The sequence below is a fragment of the Segatella hominis genome, from assembly GCF_004535825.1.
GTDB classification, from domain to species: Bacteria; Bacteroidota; Bacteroidia; order Bacteroidales; family Bacteroidaceae; genus Prevotella; species Prevotella hominis.
The window spans coordinates 1-22,239 of sequence record NZ_SGVY01000057.1 but is presented as its reverse complement, the minus strand read 5'-3'; the positions used below and the strand labels follow the sequence as shown (position 1 = coordinate 22,239).

General features: G+C 41.4%; 19 protein-coding genes. 3 read left to right on the top strand and 16 right to left on the bottom strand.

Translation table 11 applies throughout. From position 1 onward, the window contains the following. Nucleotides 1–240: 240 nt before the first annotated feature. Nucleotides 241–1,446 (top strand): ATP-binding protein, encoded by a 1,206-nt coding sequence (locus tag EXN75_RS14900; RefSeq protein WP_134844415.1) that lies wholly within the window; start codon nt 241–243, stop codon nt 1,444–1,446. Nucleotides 1,447–1,501: 55 nt separating this feature from the next. On the opposite strand, the gene EXN75_RS14895 is transcribed toward EXN75_RS14900, so the two are convergent. The 16 genes from EXN75_RS14895 to EXN75_RS14820 form a co-directional block, all read right to left on the bottom strand. Beyond that, on the bottom strand, nt 1,502–2,485 hold the full coding sequence (locus EXN75_RS14895) for a helix-turn-helix transcriptional regulator (RefSeq protein WP_134844414.1): 984 nt from the start codon (nt 2,483–2,485) through the stop codon (nt 1,502–1,504). Nucleotides 2,486–2,772: 287 nt separating this feature from the next. Continuing rightward, nucleotides 2,773–3,246 carry a DIP1984 family protein gene (locus EXN75_RS14890; protein ID WP_134844413.1) on the bottom strand — a complete coding sequence of 158 codons (474 nt, stop codon included), beginning with the start codon at nt 3,244–3,246 and terminating at the stop codon, nt 2,773–2,775. A 55-nt stretch (nt 3,247–3,301) separates the two neighbouring features. After that, complete coding sequence (locus tag EXN75_RS14885; RefSeq protein WP_134844412.1) at nt 3,302–4,210, bottom strand: hypothetical protein; 909 nt, start codon at nt 4,208–4,210, stop codon at nt 3,302–3,304. Further along, nucleotides 4,182–4,994: a hypothetical protein gene (locus tag EXN75_RS14880; RefSeq protein ID WP_134844411.1), complete on the bottom strand. Its 813-nt coding sequence runs from the start codon at nt 4,992–4,994 to the stop codon at nt 4,182–4,184. Before EXN75_RS14880 ends, EXN75_RS14885 begins: the two co-directional genes overlap by 29 nt. Continuing rightward, nucleotides 4,957–5,724 carry a hypothetical protein gene (locus tag EXN75_RS14875; RefSeq protein WP_134844410.1) on the bottom strand — a complete coding sequence of 256 codons (768 nt, stop codon included), beginning with the start codon at nt 5,722–5,724 and terminating at the stop codon, nt 4,957–4,959. The genes EXN75_RS14880 and EXN75_RS14875 overlap by 38 nt, the downstream gene beginning before the upstream one ends. A gap of 72 nt (nt 5,725–5,796) precedes the next feature. After that, nucleotides 5,797–6,453, bottom strand: coding sequence for a hypothetical protein (locus EXN75_RS14870; RefSeq protein ID WP_134844409.1), 657 nt, complete (start codon nt 6,451–6,453; stop codon nt 5,797–5,799). A 3-nt stretch (nt 6,454–6,456) separates the two neighbouring features. After that, on the bottom strand, nt 6,457–7,047 hold the full coding sequence (locus EXN75_RS14865; protein ID WP_134844408.1) for a DUF4112 domain-containing protein: 591 nt from the start codon (nt 7,045–7,047) through the stop codon (nt 6,457–6,459). Between the two features lie 5 nt (nt 7,048–7,052). Continuing rightward, nucleotides 7,053–9,224 carry a hypothetical protein gene (locus EXN75_RS14860; protein WP_134844407.1) on the bottom strand — a complete coding sequence of 724 codons (2,172 nt, stop codon included), beginning with the start codon at nt 9,222–9,224 and terminating at the stop codon, nt 7,053–7,055. A 24-nt stretch (nt 9,225–9,248) separates the two neighbouring features. Further along, nucleotides 9,249–9,578 (bottom strand): hypothetical protein, encoded by a 330-nt coding sequence (locus EXN75_RS14855; RefSeq protein WP_134844406.1) that lies wholly within the window; start codon nt 9,576–9,578, stop codon nt 9,249–9,251. A 30-nt stretch (nt 9,579–9,608) separates the two neighbouring features. Continuing rightward, nucleotides 9,609–10,145: a hypothetical protein gene (locus EXN75_RS14850; RefSeq protein ID WP_134844405.1), complete on the bottom strand. Its 537-nt coding sequence runs from the start codon at nt 10,143–10,145 to the stop codon at nt 9,609–9,611. 143 nt (nt 10,146–10,288) lie between these two features. Then, nucleotides 10,289–10,774: a hypothetical protein gene (locus tag EXN75_RS14845; RefSeq protein ID WP_134844404.1), complete on the bottom strand. Its 486-nt coding sequence runs from the start codon at nt 10,772–10,774 to the stop codon at nt 10,289–10,291. Nucleotides 10,775–11,004: 230 nt separating this feature from the next. Further along, nucleotides 11,005–13,089, bottom strand: coding sequence for a dynamin family protein (locus tag EXN75_RS14840; protein ID WP_134844403.1), 2,085 nt, complete (start codon nt 13,087–13,089; stop codon nt 11,005–11,007). 2 nt (nt 13,090–13,091) lie between these two features. After that, nucleotides 13,092–14,999 carry a dynamin family protein gene (locus EXN75_RS14835; RefSeq protein WP_134844402.1) on the bottom strand — a complete coding sequence of 636 codons (1,908 nt, stop codon included), beginning with the start codon at nt 14,997–14,999 and terminating at the stop codon, nt 13,092–13,094. Nucleotides 15,000–15,001: 2 nt separating this feature from the next. Beyond that, the gene (locus EXN75_RS14830; RefSeq protein WP_134844401.1) at nt 15,002–15,391 is read right to left on the bottom strand and encodes a coiled-coil domain-containing protein; all 390 of its coding nucleotides are present in this window, start codon (nt 15,389–15,391) and stop codon (nt 15,002–15,004) included. Between the two features lie 4 nt (nt 15,392–15,395). Further along, nucleotides 15,396–17,285 (bottom strand): dynamin family protein, encoded by a 1,890-nt coding sequence (locus EXN75_RS14825; protein ID WP_134844400.1) that lies wholly within the window; start codon nt 17,283–17,285, stop codon nt 15,396–15,398. Nucleotides 17,286–17,323: 38 nt separating this feature from the next. Beyond that, complete coding sequence (locus EXN75_RS14820; protein WP_134844399.1) at nt 17,324–17,545, bottom strand: DUF6140 family protein; 222 nt, start codon at nt 17,543–17,545, stop codon at nt 17,324–17,326. A gap of 1,467 nt (nt 17,546–19,012) precedes the next feature. Between EXN75_RS14820 and EXN75_RS14815 the strand changes: the two genes are divergently transcribed. Continuing rightward, entirely contained in the window at nt 19,013–20,044 is a 1,032-nt protein-coding gene (locus tag EXN75_RS14815) for a virulence RhuM family protein (protein ID WP_134844398.1), read from the top strand. 664 nt (nt 20,045–20,708) lie between these two features. Further along, nucleotides 20,709–22,239, top strand: a 1,531-nt coding sequence (locus EXN75_RS14810) for a M3 family metallopeptidase (RefSeq protein WP_134844397.1), incomplete at its 3' end; no start/stop codon positions are given.

Here is a 22,239-nt window from a genome sequence, read left to right as displayed (position 1 = left end):
AGAAAAAGGATTTGGATGGTGAAGGACTAAATCAGCACATAGCTATTTGCTAGAGTAGTTAATAGTACACCTTAACACCAATTAACCAAATCCATGTTACTTGATTCTGGGTGCAAAGGTAAAAGAGTAGTTACATGACACCATCTATAAGTTATAAAAACTAAAAATAGACATATTTTATCACTTATAAATGAAACTTTTCGTATATTTGCAAAAAATTTCATTTATAAGTGATAAAATATGGCAACTATTATTCGTCAATCATATATCGACAAGATAGAAAGGTATCTTGGTAAGGAGACAATCATCGTCTTAGTAGGTCAACGTCGTGTGGGCAAAAGCTGCATGATGAAGATGATTCGTGACCGTAAAATGGCAGATGACGACAATAATATCATCTATATAGACAAGGAGAAAAGAGAGTTTGACTACATTCAGACCTACCAGGATCTCAACGACTATATCGGACAGCACTTTTTATCCGATAAACATAACTATATCCTTATCGATGAGATACAAGACATCAAGGAATTTGAACGCTCCATTCGAAGTTATCGCACAGAACCCAACACCGACATTATCATCACAGGTAGCAATGCTCGCATGCTGAGCAATGAACTGAGCACACTCATCGGTGGCAGATATAAGGAAATCTATATCCAATCGCTGAGCTATAACGAGTTTCTGGGATTTCATCAACTATCAGATAATGACGAAGCACTTGCTCTGTACATTCAGTATGGCGGTTTGCCTGGTCTGGCAAAGATAGGTCTTGAAGAGGATGATGCACGTGAATATCAAATGGATATTTACCATACCGTCTTACTTAAGGATGTCATCATGCGCAACCAGATAAGAAACGTGCCATTCTTAGAGAACCTGGTGCGTTTCCTGGCAGATAACACAGGTAAACTCATCTCAGCCAACAGCATCTCCAAATATATGAAATCTCAAGGAGAATCCATTGCTTCGGCAGCTATCACCAATTACATATCCTTCCTTTGCGAAGCCTATATCCTGCACAAGGTGAACCGCTATGACATTCACGGCAAACGTATCTTTGAAACCAATGATAAGTTTTATTTTGAAGACAACGGCATTAGAAATGCCATTGCCGGGGGAACACGTGAAGGAGACATTGAGAAAGTGATAGAGAATATCATCTATCAGAACCTCATACGCTTGGGCTATCAAGTTTATGTAGGACAACTGCAAGCTGGAGAAATCGACTTTGTTTGTACCAAGCCAGGAGGCGAACGCATCTACGTGCAAGCTTCCTATATCATAGCCGACGATGCAACCAGAGAGCGTGAGTTTGGCAATCTCCGTTCCATCAAAGACAACTATCCGAAGTACGTTATCTCCATGACTCCTCTGCTCACCAAAAATGATGATGACGGCATCACGCACCTGCATCTTCGCAAGTTCCTGACTGAAGGAATATAAATAACACGAATTTCTCAGATTGGGCACACAGTGTATTCCCAATCTGAGGATTCTTTTATTCCTCCCCATTCAGGCATTCGCCCGTCTCATAACTCTTCGTCATATCCTTTAAGATACCAATCATCTCCTGCCTCAGACTCTCGGGTTTCAGTACGATGATATTTCTGCCATGCCACAACAGTTCCTGAAGGAAATCACGGCTGGGGCGAACAGTGAGGGTATATTCCCGATACATTCCATCTTTCGACTCCTTTACTTTCTGCTGACTCTCGTGCAGCGGAACCTCCTCGATATAATTGTATTCCGGATAGAAGGCACGGATGCGGATTTTCTCCACGGGCACATCTTCCATCCGATAGATGCCAAAGCAATCTTCATAATAATTCTCTGGAGTCAGGAACTTCTTCAACTTTGCCGGCAACGGATGCTTCTCGCAAATAAGCTTCAGGAAACTGATGCGTTCGAAAGGAAGACAGCGAACGAGCTTTCTCACATCTTCCTCTGCACTTGAATTGGCTTTCCCTTCGGACGCCGAACGTTGTTTCTTCACTCCCACAACGTACCACCGTTGTTTGAAGTATCTCACGAAAGCCGGTTGTAGCACGATATCGCTCTCTGCCCCGAACCCCGAAACGTATTTAAACTTCAGCAGATATTGCTTATCTATCGCTGCAAGAATATCATCCAGATATTCCGTGTTATATGGCGGCGTATCAAGCATCACCTTGTTATGAAATTTCAGCATATCACCAAGCGAAGCCAACCGCAGGGAACTCAGCATCCATTCCGTCACATCATCATTAGCGATCGGATCACGCTTCAGATAATACCGATAGCCGTCGCTCTTATCGCATTCCACAGTAATGCCAAACTGCGACTGGATATTTTCACGATAACGATGAAAGGTACGTTTGTCCAGCTCATCCTCATCCTGATTAGCGTTGGCATCACGCCACTCATTAGCAATCTCCTCAAAGGTAAGATGCTTACGATCCAAGAGGCCTATCAGCCAACTATAGAATTTTACACGATTGTCCATTATCTCTAAATATTTACAAGAAATGCCTAAAAAGAAAAGGAGAAAAGATAGCCAACAAAATGGTAATGCTAAATGCTGGCGTTTCTGACTTTTGTCATATACCAATGCGCGATACACTTGTGCCCGATGCTTGAAATGAACTGTGAACAAACTCGTCTCTTTGCATGAAACACATGAATTTTTAATAATGCTAACACAGACCTATTGCCTGATGTCAGTTTCTTGCTGCCTCTATCTTTTCTCCGAAAATTTTAATCTACTCAATGAAAATTTCAATCCTCGCTCCATTATCGGGGCAAGTCTTGCAAATCTACCAAATCTACAGTCCAGTTCAAACTCTGAATTTTCAGGTCAAGCTCCCGATACTGCTTGGCATAGGTATCAGCCTCCTTGCGAAGAGCCTTTATATCTATGGTTCTAACATATTTCAGTTCGTTTCTGCCAAAGCGAGTATCGTTGGCAGCTACGTAGTTCACCACCTCTTTCAATGCCTTGACACGCATCGACAAGACGTCTCTCTTGGCTATCAATCGAGTCAAGGAGTCTCCGTCCTGAACTATCTGAACGTTGGTGATGTTGATGCGATAAATCAAGTCTTCCAACTGGACGAGTACGTCATCCAGTTCCTTGTACAGTTCCTCCACGTTATCGCAAGGTTCATCACCCTCCTGCACTTTGGCGCTTTCCTTGATACGTTCTTTCAGTTGAGCCACTTTCTTCTGCAAGTCGGCTCTGATGCTCAATGCTTCTGCTAACTTCATAATCTTCTATTTTTTATATATGACGTTAAACTTCTTGTTTTATTATGTCAAGGTCTCAGCCTTTTTGTGTTCTACCCAAGCAAGGCACATCCTCAGGCCAATGAGGGTCGGTTTCATTTCCATCATCAGCATAACGAATATCTCGCTGTTCGGATATATTGCGGTCGTATTTCAGTTCTACGCTCACCGTGAAGTCATCCATACGAAGAATGTCTGGCAGGCACCAAGGCTCATGAGTATGCAAGGCATGCATCGCATAACAGATACACAAATGGTCGTACGCCTTGTTGTGCAGATAGCCTTCCGCCCACGACGTGCCATCGTCGAGCGTATCAGTCAACTCTCTCAACGTATCCTCTTCGTTGCCGAAAAAGTTGGCAGACGCACCATTCACGATGGTATCCATCTTGCAATGTCCTGTACTGAGCAACTCATCTGTCAGATGAATCATATAGTCGAAGTCGGAACCGTAATAGTCATCATTCTCCAGATGCAAGACCGAGTCTTTGTCAGCATACCCGAATCGAAGCGTACTGTCCAAGTCGTAGCAGAAACGGTCGTCCACCTTGTATGGCGAACGGTAGAGCGTAAGCCAAAGGTTACGGCACTGCTCAAAACACTCCAAGGTGAGCTTGTAGAGTTTGTCGTTCAACTTGCTCAATCGTTCCACCTCGGCAGCAGTAGGATGAAGCATCATCTCATCGAGCGTCACCTCACGAAGCCCGAGCAAATCGTCCAGCAAATCCCGCTCCGTATCAGTGAAGTTTCTGAAGAAATAGTCAGGATTGTTCTCTTCCCGATTCACCACCTTCTTGATACGACGTTCCACCTCTTGCACGATGGCACGCTTATCCTCTATCGTAGACTTTTCTCTTAGAAAATCAACGAAATTGCAGTGAGGCTCCGAACTATAGCTACGGTTGTTCTCAACTTCATCAATCAGTTTTTTCCATTCCTTTTCCATTTACTTCCTCTTTAAAGATTACGTTTCCTTTTTTCCATTGATACACCTCTCGCTCATATCTCAAGCTGACATCCGTCCAAAAATCATCCATACGGAGGATGTCAGGCAAAGAGTAATGCTCATGACTATGGAGCGAGTGAAGGAGATGGCAGATGCAAAACTTGTCAAAGGCAGGATTATCCAGATAATCAAGATTCCACGACGTGCCATCATCCGCCACCAAAGGTTCACCCACATAATACCGCCCACTATCCCTAAAATTGCAATGAAAATGGAGCATATACTCGAAGTCTGAGCCATAATAGTCATCATTATCCATCTTGAGGACGGAATCCTCATCATTCCAACTGAAATCAACGTGCTCCTCCACATCATAATAATCCTCGTTTGCCATCAAACTCGGTGAGTGCAACAAAGACTTCCAGAGGTTGCGACCTTGCGCAAAGGCATCCTTCGACAGTTCATGAAGTTTATCGTTCTGATGTCCCAAACGCTCGATTTCTTCCTCTGTAGGATTTAACATCATCACATTGAGAATCTTTACCCGAGTACTCCAAAGGGAATCAAGCACCTCCCGCTCCTGTTCACTGAACTTACGGAAGCGGAAACTCTTGTCCGTATCATAACGGGCAATCATCTTGATGCGACGCTCTACTTCTTGTACAACTCTGCGCTTGTCATCATCCGACGCTTCGCCCACATAATCCATCAAAGCGAAGAAAGCCTCCGTTTCAAACGGATCTTTCTCAATTGTATCGATAAGTTGAATCCAATTTTCCTTCATCTTCACCTACGATTTCACCATTACTAACTTCTATTATCTTATCATCGCCAAAGCTTCCTCCCCGTATCTTGTAGGGAGAGTTTCGCTTCAACGTCTTCTCCAAATACTCCAAGTCCTTGGGACGGAGATGAGTGAGAGCGAAATCCACCTCATTCAGTTGCGACTGATTGCTCAGGGCGAGATGCTGAAGATTGTGACACATGAAGATGTCCAAGCGACGCAACTTGTCGTTCTTGCTCAAATTCAAAGACACCAAATCTTTGGCTCCATCAATATGCAACTCCTCCAAGAGTGGATTGGCAGAGAAATCCAACTTCTCGTTTCTTATCTCGTGGAAGTCGATGAACTCCAGCAAAGGATTCTTGCTCACGTCGAGTTTCTCCTCGCCATACCCAGAATAGCCCAAGATACGCAAGTTAGGACATTCCGTGAGAATCACATCTAAGGTTTTCACCTCGAACATGCCACATCCATCAAATCCGATAATGGCATCCTCCTCTTCCGAACAGATGGTAATGGTGTAGTACATGCCCTTCTCAGGATAGGCATGACCTGCCTCCACCCAAGCCAACTTTTCGGAAGCAGGTTTCTGTTTACCTGTCACGACCTGTACCTTTCCATCGCCCCAAGCGATTCTTGCCTTGCTGCCTTTCTTCAGCATCAAGTGCAAGCCTACGGTCTCCCCCATTGTCCAGTCCAACGTCTGGATATTGATTGTAATCTGTGTCATAATTCCTTGTTTTATGTTTACAGCTGCAAAGGTACAGGTCAGGTGTGTCAAATCGTGACGCAAGCGAGAAAATTATCTCAAAAATCTTTGTATCACCTTGTACCAATAGTCCCAGGAATAGCCTACGGAAGGATGATTCACCACAAGAGCCTTAACATGCTTGCCACCAGGCATCATGTAGAAGCCATTAGGCACCCAAGTGCCTTCCACTTCCATGTCATTGCAATCCACCCAGTGAACATCAGAAATTTGCTCTTGGCGCCAGTGACCGCCAGGTAAATTGTTCCAAAGCCTCTTACCCCATACAATGATGTACTGAGGCTGATACTTTTCGATGACCTCAAAGAAAGCCTTCCCAGCCTGGTGATATTGCTCGGCAGTGCCAGCCTCGCGAGGGCCACCCATCGCCACTTGCAGATAGTTGAAGAAGATGACCGAATTCCAGATCTTCAGCCTCATTGCTTGATTGGTCTCCTCTCCCACTAACGAACGCTCAAACTTCAAGAAAGTCCGCATCCAGTTTTGCCGTTCCTTGTTCTCATTGAGATAATCATCAAGCACCTGCTGCGTAAAGTTCATACACTCCCGATGTAGCTGGCAGTCGCCACAATCCGTACAACTCTCATCACAATAATGACTCTCGCCCAATATCATGATTCGCTTGCCAAAGATGCCTCCGTTGACATAATCCTTGCCAACGAAAGGTTGAAAGAAAATATTGCTATTCATATTTTAAAATAATGAAGCTATCCAATCATAAGCCATGGTTCCCAAGCGAATGGCCCATGATATCACCACATAAATCAACCAGCAAAGCACGACGATGAACACAGCCGTCCAGAATGCCTTTTTATTCACCTTATTGATAATCTCCTTATCATCCTCGATATACCCGGTAACCAATCTCAGGTTTTCTACATACGAACGCTTGAATACATCCAGCACATCACCTATATAAAAAGGTATGGCACCTATCAGCACATCCATCAAGATATTATAGATGACAGCCAAAGTCAGCGGAATAGACTTAACCACACAAAGACTGTAATAGATAAATGGGAATGCAAACACGCTCGTCAAAGCATCACCGATACCGGCAGGAAGGATGAAACCAAGGATAGGATCCAAGAACCACTTGTCCATATACTTCGCCGTACCTACCATCAGACGATAAGATGGCATGTTCATCATCTTCTCACGCTTTGCAGCTTTTTTATCAGCCCTCGCCTGTTCTTTGGCAAGAGCCGCCTCTCGCTTTTGATCTTCTTTTGCGAAATCCATGCCCAAATCAGCCTGGGCCTGCTGTCTTCTTGAACTTTCCATACGCCTTATAATTCTATTTGTTTCTTACCATTTATAAATTCCATGAACTCCTGTTCCGAAAGAGAGAAACCGCTCAAGTCGCTCATCAACTCCATAGCTTGCTTACGTTCCTCCTCACTACCAGCCAGATTGATACACTTGAACACCTCACGAAGATAAGCACTCTTGTTGTCTATCTTAGCCATTTCACGCTTAAACTCATCAGCATGTTTCTTCAACTCCTTATCGTAAGCAGCCGAAGCCAAGCTACCACTGAGCTGCTGCGCTTTGAGCTTAGCGAAACTGTCAAACAGGGCGATACCTTTCTGTAAGGATTGTTCCATAGCACCAGTTACCTGCATCAACTCCTCCTCACTATATTCAGCAGGTTTTTGTTGTGCAGCATTTCCCTCTATCTTCTTCTGATTCTTTGTATATTCAGATACACCATCAAGCAGATTTCGTGCCATTTCCTTATTTGCATGGAGATTATCTGCCAAAAAGTCTGTGAACTGCGAGAGATTCTGCTCTACGTCAGCAGGCAATTGAGTTTTATCCTTGATGTTCGGAATATCGACCGTATGCACCAACTTCTCATCTATCTTGCACTCCATGATTTCACGTCCAAGTTTCAGCATGGCGACCATATCACGAAGATGTTTCAGCATCTTCAACTTCAAGTCATCAGAGCAAACGATCTTGCTTCTGATTTCCTTAGAAACCTTATCCAGTTCACTGGAGAGTTTGGCATACTCATTTTTGATGCGGGTTTGTTCCTCACGATGCGATTCCAATTCCTCCTTATCCAACTTCAAATCTACCTGATAGCTCTCATATTCTCTTACAAGTGGGAAGCATACCGCATTCCATTCGGCGAAGTCACGATAGTAGTTCTTGTTGGCCATACCAAAGGTAATCCAGTTGACGAGGAAGAAAGGCTTGGAAGGCTTCTTCGCCTTCGCTTCCATATAGCATCCCTGCTTAGACTCCAAGGTAGCGGTGATGTCATTAATCAGCGAGGTATAGACATCGATGTTCTGAAGATGGTCGTTCATTTCCATGTCCAACGCCTTCATCTGCTGAAGCAGACATTTTCGTTGCTCCTCCAATGGACGAATAGTCTCATCCGCATACAAAGCATCAAGCGTCGCCTTCAAGTCAGAAGCCAACAGTTTTTCTCCATAACGCAAGAACACATTCGCCTTCGGGATTACCACATCATTGAGCGTTTTGCAGATTACCAACAATCGTCCCATATCAGCCTTGATGCGAGTGGCATCATGCTTCACGCTCATCTGGAAAACTGATAAATCAGACTTCAAACGATTAGCGCGTTCACTTGCTCCCATATAGTGTTCGAGCATAGTCAATCCTGCCATCGCCAAGCCCAAGGACTTGTTGCCGTTCGACAAAGACTTATAAGCCTGCAAAGAACCCTGCAAGGAAGTACGGAAACTAACAGAAATCTCACCAATCAGAGCTGCACATTTTTCCGTGAGCTTGTTATATTCCAGCTCCACATACTTAAGCATCTCGTCCACATCCAGCCACTCTATTCGCTTGAAGTCGAACAGATCAGGTGAAACCATCTTGATGGAATCGCCATAGATATCAATCAGTTTCAGGGCATAGTCACGATAAACTGTCCCGATATCACTACGCAAGGAGGTAAAATCTTCGATGTTTCCACGAACGCTATCCTCAGCATAGTGATAAGCCTCCACCATCTTGGTATATTTATCAAACATGGTAGCCGCCTTACTTCTTACATCTTTCACGCCATTCGTACCCATGACAATATCAGCCATTTTCGACGTTCCCTTAGCAAGAACCAGGTTAAGGTTCAATTCCACTTGCTCTTTCAACTGCTCCAAAGCAGATGAAGACAACGCCAGTTCCGTCTCGGCTATCTTCAAAGCCTCCTCCTTGTTGCCCTGTTCCAGACTGTCATTCAACTTGTATTCAGCCACAAGGGTTGTACGTGAATTATTGGAAACAAAAGCAATGGCGATATTGCCATTATCATGGAAATATCTGTAGGCGTCAAATACCAGCTTACTCACCTCCGAGGAATCGGAAGCTATACCATACTTCTTCAGTTCAAAAGCCAAATCTGCACGAAGATACGTCTTGTTCTCCTTGCAGAGTTCATCAGCAATCGTCTTGATTGCCTGATATACTTTTTGATTATCAGCCATACTATTCATCGTATTTATATTTATTTATTCTTTATCACTACCTACAAATACCGATGCCTTCATAAAAGAGAAGGTTGCATCAACGAGCCAACCGATGCACGAACCAACTGTAGCTATCCACCAGGCAACATAATAACCTGTAGTACAATTGGTAGCCTTGAAAAGGACATCGCCGTCAAAGAGATGCCTCACCAGATTAGGCAGGAAGAACAATCCATGCGCCAATCCAGCTTGCCATCCATACAATTCCGTACCATTGATGTTGACAAACAATACTGCTGCCACTATAGCAACGATTGGTCGCCAGGACAGGAATAGGAAAACCATTACAAGAAGCCCTATAATTTTATTCATTTTTCGTTATACTTTATTTATGCTATGATTTCATCTATACAGACAATTATCTTTTAGATACATCTTGTTGTTTCTAATCTCAGTTGGAGTAAGTTTCTCTTTACGATAATCCTTCAAGGAATCCTTCTGCACCTGAAATCTACTCGTTTCCAGAAAGATCAGGCTCTTGTGAATCCTCGTCTTGGCATGTTCCTCCATCCATTCTCTGCCTTTAGCGAGAGAAGACATATACCAATATCTCGTCTCAGCCCAAGCATTCCTTGTAGGTTGCGCAGTACCATGAATGAAGTCACGATAAACGGGAAGCGAGAGACCAGTTAGCCAACAAACCAGGACCGAATCCCCCTTAGCCATTAGCGTCATGTCCGACAACATCTGTTGCATGGTCATTTTCTCCGACTTCCGCCAAAGCATCCTCCTATCCATATATTCATTCTTCTCAGCCTCCTTCTTCTTTTGCCAATAGCCATGAGGGTTCAAGAAGAACCAATAGCCAAATAATACTACCAGCCCGGCACTCAATACCGCAGCCAACCAACACACTCTTTTTCTGATGTTCTTTTCCATTGTTACATTACCTTATATAGTTATACATTTGATTTCGGCTGCGAAATAACTATATAGATATGTCAAATGGTGACAGAACGTCAAGAAAAAAGTAAAAATGCTCTATTTTTTTGCGAATAAAGACATCTGTCACCTATGACGAATCAATAGACTAATGACATTTCTATTCCAATATTTCCCTGTTCAAATAAGATATTGTCAAGTTTCAGCTTTTCAAACACTTTCTGCAATTTGTCAATGTCGCCAAGGCGCAGCTTAACAATATTGCCAGGCATCTGTTCCACCCAACCTGCTTTCTCCGGCACAAGTTTCTTGGCATAAGAGATGGCTGGCGAAACAAGCATGTCAATACCCATCTTGCCGCCATACGACAAGAACAAGTCTGTACCCTCAATCTTCTTCACAATAAGGTTTATGCTAACCGACTTGGTAAAGCCCAACACCTTGATAGGTACAGAGACAGACACTGTAGCCCCGTTTACATACCCAAGATTAACAGTCTTATGAAAATGACTGGCTACATAATTCTGCAGCTCAGCATAAGTAATCGCCAACTTCATAATATTATCGTTTATCTGACAGTAGCGGAGGTTTCCTGCCTCCGCCACACCGAGTGTTTCACAATTCAAGACTTTTTCTTCAAGAATAAGTCTATCAACTTACCAATAATGCTCTCAGACTTCGGACAAGGATCTTCAAAGATTTTGCCGTGCCGTCTAAGTTCATCTAAGATTTTGTTGTCATTATTATTCATACTTGCCTACATCTTATTTAAATTGTTAGTTAATAATATTCTGAATATATCAATAAACTATATGTGGGTATGACTTAGAAGCCATACCCACTTTACCTAAGAACATCAGATTGCATTCTTTAAAGAGGCAACCTCTTCCAACTGTACTTCCAGTATCGTCTTCTTCTCAAGCAAACCATCTAAGGTAGCCTTGGCTTCCTCCAATTTAGTCTCCTTGTTTGCCTTATCGTTTCGGATTTCTTCCACCTTTTCTTGGAGAGGATTCAACATACCTTCAATTAGTTCTTGTCTTATAGTATTGATGACTTTATCCTTATTAGCAAAAGCACCTTGCAATAAATCTCCACAATCAAAGCTATCACGCATATTATTAATATCATTCAATAAATCTATCTTCGTTGAGTTATGTGCAAATGCTCTTCCTATCGCACCAACAAGACCAAAACTTAGACGATTAAAGAATTCATCAAGAAAACCACCAATAATATCCAACCAACCTGCATCTGTCAGGTCCTCACCATCTTTACTGAACAAAGAAACATTTTCCATATCAAGCTTAATCTTTCCTTGTAAATCTTTGATGAAATCTTGGGTATCAATATCAATGTCAGGAAGATACTTTAATAAAATATCTTCTGCATCGGTAAAGAAGTCTTGAATTGACGACGTAAACTTACGACGTCCTTCTTCTTGGAGATTCTTCATCTTTCTCTTCACGTCACGATTAACCAAATTCGAATATATCTTATCGAATTTAGGTTGTAACGATTCCGGTTTAGTGAAAAGACCAAAATCTGTCTCTACAACATTTTCCATTTTGTTGCAAGCTGAATCCACTAAGTCCTCAAGAATGTCTTCACCATTTTTCACCAGAGTTCTTACGTCATCATTCAAAGAATCTTCAAGAATGCCCAGTTTTTTCTCTAAACGTCTACAAGCCTTTGACAGATTGTACTCTCTTTCCTCCAAATCATCATCAGGACTTTGCAGCATTGTTATTTCTGCCTTTTTCTGATTGAGAGCATTCTCATTATCCATCTTAAGCTTTCCTCCTGCTGCATATATAGCATTCAATGGCTTGGCAAACAGTATTTGACTCTTTTCTTTATCTATCAAATTACGAATCGCGTTGACCAAATTATCTATATGGCTCCACTTACGCATTTCCGGTTGTGAACCTATACCGAAATTCGAGCAATGACGATTCCATGCAAAACTCAAAGCTTCTTCAGAGTTCACTTTTGACATTGGCAACTCTGACAACAAAGCCATTTCTGCCGACAAAGGAATAGGTTCTGCCTCACTCAGAATATCAGACAACGTATTGTCATTTGACTCACGACATGCCTTAGCAATCTCAGACTTTACATAATCCTTGATTTGCTCTTCATCCTCAGGATTTACATCGCTACAATACGGTATATCATACTTGTTTATACCAATGAGCACCTTACCAATACCACATTGACTAACATTCTTGAAGATAATATCCCTGTCGGTTGCATCAAACGGACGACCGGCATAAAGCATCATCAATACGACATCTGCCTTTTTGAGGAATTCTTTAGTACGCTCTTCACGAGAAACAATAGGGTCATTGAATCCCGGAGTATCCACAATTTCAACTCCCTTGAGATATTCTTTAGGATAGTAAATCTTTACTGATTTAGTGATAGAAACATATTTACCGTCTGCTCCTACATACTCTATTAGATTTTCAAAAGAATCTTCTTTTGTTTTACCCAAATAATCTCTTAGATTAGAGCCAAGTCTTGAAGCTTTAGATACAAGTTCTTTTGCTGCCTTTATTTTGGATTCAGCCATAGTATCCCCAGCTACATCATCCAACGAACGAGCAGCTTGAGCCTTCTGCTCTTCCCATTCATCATTGGTATAGAACTCAGCAACCACCTTCTTCTGTTCTCCGTATGTTATCACAGACAGAGCTGCAGTCATAGGAGTTGTAGCAGCTGGTAATACCGTATCCTCAAAAACAAAAGAATTGAGGAACGTAGATTTACCACACTTCATCTGACCGATAACACCAATCGTCAAGATGTCTTTTTCCAATTTATCGATAAGTTCTTTACAACGATTCTCATCAATCCAACCAAAGTCCTTGGCTTTCAATGCCAAGGACTTTAATTTATTCTTCTTATTTTGAAATTCTTCAAAAAGATTTTGTTCCATGTTTACTTAAACTTTTTAGTTTCGTTATTATAAGATTCAAGACATTTTTGCACTTGAACAAACTGCTTCTTGCATTCAATTAAGCAAGCATGCGCTTTATCCATTTCGCTTTGCATTTCCTGCAAAGCCTGAAAAGCCGAGATCAAATCGTCCGTTTGTTCACCTGCAATATCCGACAAAATACCAATAAGTCGTTCGCCTTCGTCTCCAGACATTTCATATCGATCTTTAGAGAAAAGATGCTCTGTCCATTGCGGAATATCTGCAGCTTCAACACAATTATCGCATATAGCAGAGAGACACCTATTCACGTTTTCAATCTGCTTATTGTAAGCTTTTGTATGCCCGTCATATTCGCGAGAAGCATCTTGAACTGTACTTTCGTATTTATTTAACAAACCTACCAAAACGTTTTGAACATCATCTACAAAAGTGTCACTTTCAGATGTAGAACCAACAGACTTGATTGGTGCCATTATATCCTCCAAAGGAGCCTTTGCCGAAAAGCGGATATATTGTTCCACTTTTAAGCCAGCATCCTTCAATGTCTTGCTTATCAGAGCTTCTACTTTATCAACCTCCGACTTTGGCTTAGTATCCACCTTATTAATTACTACGTACAAAGGCTTGTTCAGCTTTTCCTTGATTAGTGATATAGAGCTGCGATTCACAGTTCCTGCATTAACATCGAAAACCCAGAACAAAGCATCACATTCATTTATAACCTCAATGGTACGCTCCTTATCCTCACTATCGTTAGAATTAAAGCCAGGAGTATCCAATATACTCAAGCCATCAAGGTTAGGATTCTTATAAGTCATCACAAAGTACTTTATCAGCGATGAAACTCCCTTAACTTGATCAAGAACCTCCTTTGATACTTTCTTAAATGTGGATTCAGACAAATTCTTCTCAATATTATCAGGAGTAACAAAGCGATAAGCAGTTGATACACCGCCTGCAATATATGTAGGAATAGCAGTCGTTGCTTTTGTGCTAACAGGCAATAGCGGTATTGTCTTATCGTCTTGCGAAAGAATTCTATTCACGATAGAAGTTTTACCTGCAGAGAACTCACCAACAAAGGCAATCGTAGTCTTACCATCAAGCCAATGTTTCTTTTTCATAGCAGCCCAATGGAAGAAACTTGACATTAAAACCTCTTTCTCTTTATTGTAATTGGAAGTTCCTACTCGTATACCTTTTTCCGTCCATGCCATCTCATAGCAATCAAGAACCTGACCACGTATAACTGATTCTAAGAAGTTTATATTCTTATACAGCTGTACAGAACTATCAGCTTTTGTCTGCTGAGCTGAAAGAATCTCTTGAATAAATTCCAAAGACCCCATCTTTAATTTAAGTTCTTCGGTTTTCTCATCCAATTCTCTCTTGACCAGCCCAAGCTCCTCGCTCATCTGCTTTGAAGCCTTGCATTCCTTATCATAGTTTTCCTGCAATTCAGACAATTCAGAATCCTTCTTCTTCAACTTTTTCTTGTAGTTGTCAATATCATCCTCATTGTCTTCAATCTCATCCTCAAGGTCTGTAATACATTTCTTAAGTTTTACAACCTCATCAAGTTGAGCTTTAACTGTTTCATCACAATTGCCACTTATTGCATTCTTAAGCTGTTCATCAAGTTTCTTGCATTCTGCTTTTGCATCGCTCAAAAGTTCCTTGTACTTTGACTCTATATCCTTAGCCTTTTGAACATTTTCAAGACCAGCTTCCGCATCCTTCAACTTAGAACAAACAGCCGAATATTTATCCTTCAGCTGTTTGTTCTCCTCTTCAAGATTTTTGGTATCATCCTCCACTGTGGCAGTAGTTCCTTTCTGTCGTCCCAAAAAGAAACCAATAGCGAGAGCTATAATGACGCCGACCAATAAGACTATCCACTCTGTCATAATCAACCTAATTTTTCTTTCAAGTTTTTGATTTCAATCTCATACGAATCACAAGCTTGCTTATGCTCCTTAAGAGAACGCGACAACTCTTCATTCTCTCTCTTCAACTTTTTAAGTTCCATGCGAGCCTTCATCAAGTCGTCTTCCATATCGTCCTTGTCGTCCTCATTATCTTGTGAGGCCTGACGTAACTTTTTCAGTTCAGAGAGTAAGTCTTCGACCTGTCGTGAGAGTTTCTTCTTGTCTTCACGCAGGTTATTGTTTTCTTTGTAAATACTCTCAAGCTCACGAATCTTAGCTTGCAACTGTGGATTACCTATAAGTTTGTCCTTTGCAATAGCGCCAGTAACACCACCGACAACCAATGCACCTAAAATTTCTATTATATCCATATTATTAAATTGTTGATAATTTTTCTTTGTATTGCTTCAGAGTTTCTTTTCTACGGGCATACTCTGCCTTATGCTCCGAACATTGTTCTTTAAGTTCATTCAACATTGCAGTCTTCTGTGCAATCATTTCCGATGCATCATTCTGCAAACTACCTCTAACCATGTTTACAACACTCTGGCTCAAGTTCTCCATTTGAGACTTGAATTCAGGAGCCAAAGTACCATCAACATAATTTCTAACAGCTCTTACACGTTGTGGCTTAGAAAGCAATTTCTCCGTGGCAAAGCCAACCATAGAAGAAAGAATGCCTTTCTCATCTGCCTTCTCTATCTTATTATACTTATCAACAGCTTTACCAGCAAACTCCTCTGTCTTAGCAATACGTTTCATCATCTTGCGCGTATATATAATACTACCAACATCGGTTGCAGTATCTATAATATCTACAGCCTTAGATGCGGCAACTGTTGTTGCTACAGTACCTGCTGCGCCAGCAGTTCCCGCTGTACCCGCAGCAGCACCCGCTGTTCCTGCTGTTCCTGCTGCACCCGCAGCTGCTCCTGCAGCTCCTGCTGTAGCAACTGCTGCTGCAACGGTAGCAACTGCAGCAACTGCAATAACACCAGTTTTGATTATACCGTCATACTCATGCCCCATAGAATTCAAATCAAGATTATAATTCAGTCCTGAAATTTGAATTTCTGACAGATCTATAGACATTAATGACTCAACAGGAATTTCGCTTTCTGATCCTTGTACGCTTTGAACCTTTGACTTCAAAATGCCCATAATGTTATTCTTATATTCCGACAAAAGCAATGAAGCGGTATTATTTATAACAGAAAGAGCATCATTGTCCATATTTGCACTACCACCTGCAACAAGAGAACCTAACTTTTCATACATAGAATCTTCAAACCTACGTGATATATTGGTTCCATCCTCACAAATATCACTTGCCATAGAGTCTATCAATTTGTTGATATTTCTCTTGATTTTATCCAAATCAAGTTGCTGACGTCTAATCTCCATGTCAAGATTCTCGTCCGATGAAGACGCTGTCAACATCTCATCTATGCGTTTTGCAAGTATTTGAGCTAAATCTTTGATACGCTGACCATCAACTTTTGCCAAAATTTCATTTTTAGACTTTTGGATTGTCTCAAAAAGAGCATACAATTCTGACATGTTTTCTTTGGCAGCACTAACAACAACAACTTGTTGTACAGGCAACTTACAATTATCAGCAACATATTGCTTTGCAGCCTCTATCTCAGATAAAGATTTCGTATCAGATTTTGTCAATACAATATAAACAGGACGCTTTGACAGCTTTATCATATCTATGAAGTCTGTCAACGAACGGGTAACCTGCTGATTAATATCAACTACCAACAAAATGGCATCGGCAGACGGCAAAAAATCAACCAACACCTGACGATGTTTAACAACAGGAGAAGACAATCCCGGAGTATCCACCAAAATGGTTGATGATGGAACTTTCGTTGATGTATCGAATACAGTCACAATTTGTGCATCTGAGAGTTGGTCATTTTTAAGTTCTCCCAAATCATCAAAATGAGCGACTTGCCCATCCGACAAGACAACATTTGCCTCACACTTATTACATCCAAAATGGATTTCATAAATTGTTGCAGTTGTCGGTTTTGTTGCTGTTTCAAGTTTTTTACTATCTGTAAGAGCGTTCAATAACGTTGTCTTACCAGAACTGAACTCACCTACCAATGGTATCAACAAATTTGCATTTTGCTGAGATGCTCGTTCCTGAATAGCATTTAAACTATTCAAGATATTTTGCTGGCCAAGTTCCTGAGCCACTTCTTTTAAAAATTCAATATGTTCCATTTTTATATTATAAAAAAGATCTTCCATGACACTTGTTTTATTGTTCAGAAAAACACTATATATTTTTAGTCCAACTTTATAAATTCAAAATCATTAGGATTGCAACATGCTTTCTTATAATCGAAAGCATAGATGCGCATATAGGCTTCTTGCACCTCCTTGGCTCCATTGTAAAAAGGGGTGGCGGTGTGCTGCAGGGTCGTTACTGTCACTACCATATCGGGAGTGAGGACGGTACCGTTAGAGCGTTTAAGGCGCTTAGGCTTCACTTGAAATACTTTACTCATAAGCATTGAGTTTTTAGGTTATTACATATTGCTGCTCCTGCTTTTCAACCGAAACAGCAGATCATTTACTTTTATTATGCTGATATGCAGCTTATCTTACTGCAAAATTCATGCAAACGGGCGCAATGAAAACTGCTTTCAAATTGCCGAGTGCTGCTAATCTTCTGCAAAGATTATGCAAACCGAAAGCAGAATCATCAAGCTTGCTTGAATGTTATGCTGAGGTGCAGCTAATCTTCTGCAAAGGTAGGAAATATCTGCGAACCAAACAAGTTCATAATGGTCCATAAGTAAAAAAAGAATGGTGCGAACCCCTACTTTCTTCACTTTCTTGTAAGTTAGGCTCTGGTAAAACCCGTAGAAAAGAAAATGCGAAAGAGGAATCCACACCTATGACGGCGTAGACTCGCTCAAACAAATTCTCGTTCTTTCTACGTTTCAATTTACCAGATTTCAACCTACAGAACTGAATAGTTTGCTCGTGTCCACAAGATTATCTTGTTTCTCTGCATCATAGCGACTTCAAGCAAGGACTTTCACCTGCCCTGTCGCTAATATTATGGCAAATTTAGTAAAAATCTGATGAACCACCAAACTTTTAACAAGAAATCTTATGGATTCCTCTTATATTTCACTTTTCAGGGACTCCACTCCCTCTTTTTTTCAGCTTTCATACCTTAACTATATAGAGTTATTGTCAATTCTGCTGCAAAAGTACAATCCGGTTGTGACAAAAACTGACATAGGAGGAGAAAAGATGAAGAGGGAAGATTAAATTGCAGATGAAATACAATATCCATACTGCCCGGAAAGGAATGTGACCACGATTCTGACAAATCCAGCGTTTTCACTTATGGAACCACCATTTCCGAAACAGCGGTTTCGAAAATATCCACCAATTATCCCAAGCGGGTCTAACCATCGGAAATGAAAGGATATAGTAAGGTGATATAAAAACGATAGATGGTGTGCCAACAATCAGCATCATACAGCGAAAGACAAAGCTGGCATCGAAAAGGACTTGACCTACCACTGTTCGGATGAGTAAGAAGGACATCGGGGAAGGGAGTATTCTCTTCCCTAATGTAGTTTTCTATGCGAATTTGAAAGATGGGATTTTAGCTTGAACCTAATGAATAATCTTCATTATTTTGCTAAACTTCCATAAATAATAGGTGCAATCGATACGTATTTGGGGATTTTTATGTATTTTTGCTTACCTAACAAACATACAGTCATGGCGAATAGAGACATAAATCGGCTAAAGGTTATACTTGCAAATAAAAAAAATATACAGGAAAAATTAGACAAAAATCCGGATTATATAAAATCGAACACTTGCAGGATATTCAAAAAGGGAAGTTTGTGGAAGTAAAAACATTTGCATTGGACTATACGTTAGGAATTGCATTCATTGAATACATGATCATATACTACAGTGTTTAGATTCATAAAAGGAAATCAATAATGGCAAAGAAATTTGAAATACGAAACAGTACGGCAGAGTTCTTGACTTTCGTGGCGGAAGGTAAGGAACAGGGCATTCAGGTGCTATATAAGGACGAGACGGTATGGGCTACGCAGAAAGCAATGGCTGTGCTTTTTGATTGTTCCACTGATAACATCGGTTTGCATCTGAAGAACATATATGACACAAATGAATTGAACAAGAAGGCAACTACCGAGAAAATCTCGGTAGTTCAACAGGAAGGTGCGAGAGAGGTGCGACGCAACACGCTGTTCTACAACCTTGATGCAATCATTTCTGTTGGCTATCGTGTCAACTCTATCCGTGCCACACAGTTCCGCCAATGGTGCACCTATGTCATCAGGCAGTTCTCTCTTCGGGGCTATATCATAGACAAGAAGCGTATGGAGAACGGCTCGTTTATCGGTGAGGACTACTTTGAGCATTTGCTGGCGGAGATACGTGAGATTAGGTTGAGTGAACGAAGATTTTATCAAAAGCTTACGGATATATACGCTACAGCTGTTGACTACAATAAGGATGCACCTACCACGCGTCTGTTTTATAAAAAAGTTCAGAATAAGATGCATTACGCAGTGCATGGGCATACTGCGGCAGAACTTATCGTAGAAAGAGCCAATGCGGAGAAAGAGCATATGGGACTGACCACTTGGGAGAATGCACCTGATGGAAAGATTGTCAAGCCAGATGTGAGTATCGCCAAGAACTATCTAAAACAAGTGGAACTTGAAGATATGGGAAAACTTGTCAACTCTGTGCTTGACTTAGCAGAACGTATGGCAAATCGACATATACCAATGACAATGGAAGATTGGGCAAAGCGTATAGACATTATTCTTGAAGCCGGAGGTGATGCCGTATTACATGATGCAGGAAAGGTTTCTGCTGAATTTGCCAAGAGTTTTGCAGAGTCAGAGTTTGAAAAGTATCGTGTGATACAAGACAAATTATTCAATTCTGATTTTGATAAATTCAATTCTTCTTTACCGTTTGACGATGATATGAATTGAAAGCCAACGTTCTTTACCAAATGCCAATTTACCAAAAGAATTTACACTATTAAAAGTTTGGCAAAAACCACATTTGGGGTACAATGGTAGGAAAATGAGTTGTGAATGAGAGAAATAGGGATTTCCCCTCGCTGATTTTGTATCACGAGAATACAAAAAGATACTGTAGCTATAGACAACGAAAATTAAGCATTTTTATTAACAAATATATATTTAAGTTCCATTTCCTCTAAAGAAGTGCAAGTACGAACTCTAACGATGCGCTTTATTAAGGTCTAATGATGCGCATCGTTAGGTGTTAATGAAGCGCATCGTTAAGTGTTAATGAAGCGCATCATTAGACCTTAATGAAGCGCTTCGTTAGGTCATGTAGATTTTCCACCAGCTATATTACTGAAAATCAGCAAATTACACTACACCTCAAGACTGCGAACTCTTGCCGCCAACAGGAAGAACAAAAGTATAAAAGTTTGTTTCATCATTATATTGTATCATTAAACTATGCCATTGCAAAGTACAAAAGCTTTTACAATAACATACTATTTTATACCTGAATAACTAAACCAACATTATTAAGAAACCATTAAAATATGAATAAAATGTGCGGTAATCCGAAATAAAAGCGTATCTTTGTAGAATCATTGCAATATAAACAAAAAACATGATGAAACTTAACAAGACATTCCTTACACTCGGTTTGGCTGCTGCCCTGCTGCAGATGCCAGCCTTATCGTTCGCCCAAAATGCGGGCGGCAGTCGTCAGAATCCTCTCTTGCAGAAGAGCAACCTTCCTTTCGGAGCTCCTGATTTCAGTAAGATTCAGGAGAGTGACTATCTTCCTGCTATCGAAGCTGCTATCAAGGAGCAGCGTGCCAACATCCAGAAGATTGTCAACAACAAGAAGAAGCCTACCTTCCAGAACACCATCCTCGCCTTCGAAGAGAGTGGCGTGTTGCTCGACAGAGTGACAAGCATCTTCTACGGACTCACCAGTGCCCACAGAACACCTGCTATCGCAGAAACAGAGAAGAAGGCGACACCAATGCTCACCGAACTGGACAACGAGATTTCATTCAATCAGAAACTATTCGAGCGCATCAAGTACGTTTACGACAACGAATATAAGAAACTCAAGGGAGAAGACCAGAGACTCACCGAGGTCATCTACAAGAGTTTCGTACGTTCCGGCGCCCTGCTCTCAGCAGAGAAGATGGAGCGCATGAAGCAGATCAATTCCCGCATCTCAGACTTGCAGCAGAAATGGGACAATCTCCTTCCAGCCGCAACCAACAATGCTGTGGTTTGGGTAAACAGCAAGGAAGAACTTGCCGGACTGAGTGAGGCAGATATCGCACAATGCAAGAAGGATGCAGAAAGCCGTGGCAGCAAGTCACCATACTGCATCGTCATCATCAATACCACGCAGCAGCCTATCCTCACCAACCTGCAGAACCGTGAACTCCGTCGCAAGGTTTATATGGCAAGCATCCACCGTGCAGATGGCACCAACCCTGACTTCAATACCTTCCCTATCGTCACAGAAATAGCGAAACTCCGTGCAGAGAAGGGAAAACTGATGGGATATGACAACTATGCCGACTACTCATTGGAAAAGACTATGGCTAAGAACGCTAAGAATGTGGATGATTTCCTCAAACAGCTCATCAAGGAATATGCACCTAAGGCAGATGCTGAGACCAAGGCGATAGAGGAATATGCTCAGAAGACAGAAGGCAAGGACTTCAAGTTGGAGCCATACGACCGTTTCTACTATTCAGCCAAAATGAAAAAGGAAATGCTCAATATCAGCGATGACGAGGTAAAACCATATTTCAATATCGACAGCGTGCAGGTCAATGGCGTATTCTATGCAGCACACCGTGTATATGGTCTGAACTTCAAGCAGCGTAAGGACATACCAACCTATCACCCAGACATGAAGGTATTCGAAGTAAGCGACAAGAACGGCAAGCCAATCGCCCTTTTCTATAGTGATTACTTCCGCCGTCCAACCAAGCGAGGCGGAGCATGGATGAGCGCCTTTGCCAAGCAGAGCAAGCAGCGTGGCCAGTTGCCTATCATATATAATGTATGCAACAATGCCAAGGCACCAGAAGGTCAGCCATCCCTGATTACCTGGGATGAGGTAACCACCCTGTTCCATGAGTTCGGTCATGCCCTTCACGGAATGCTCT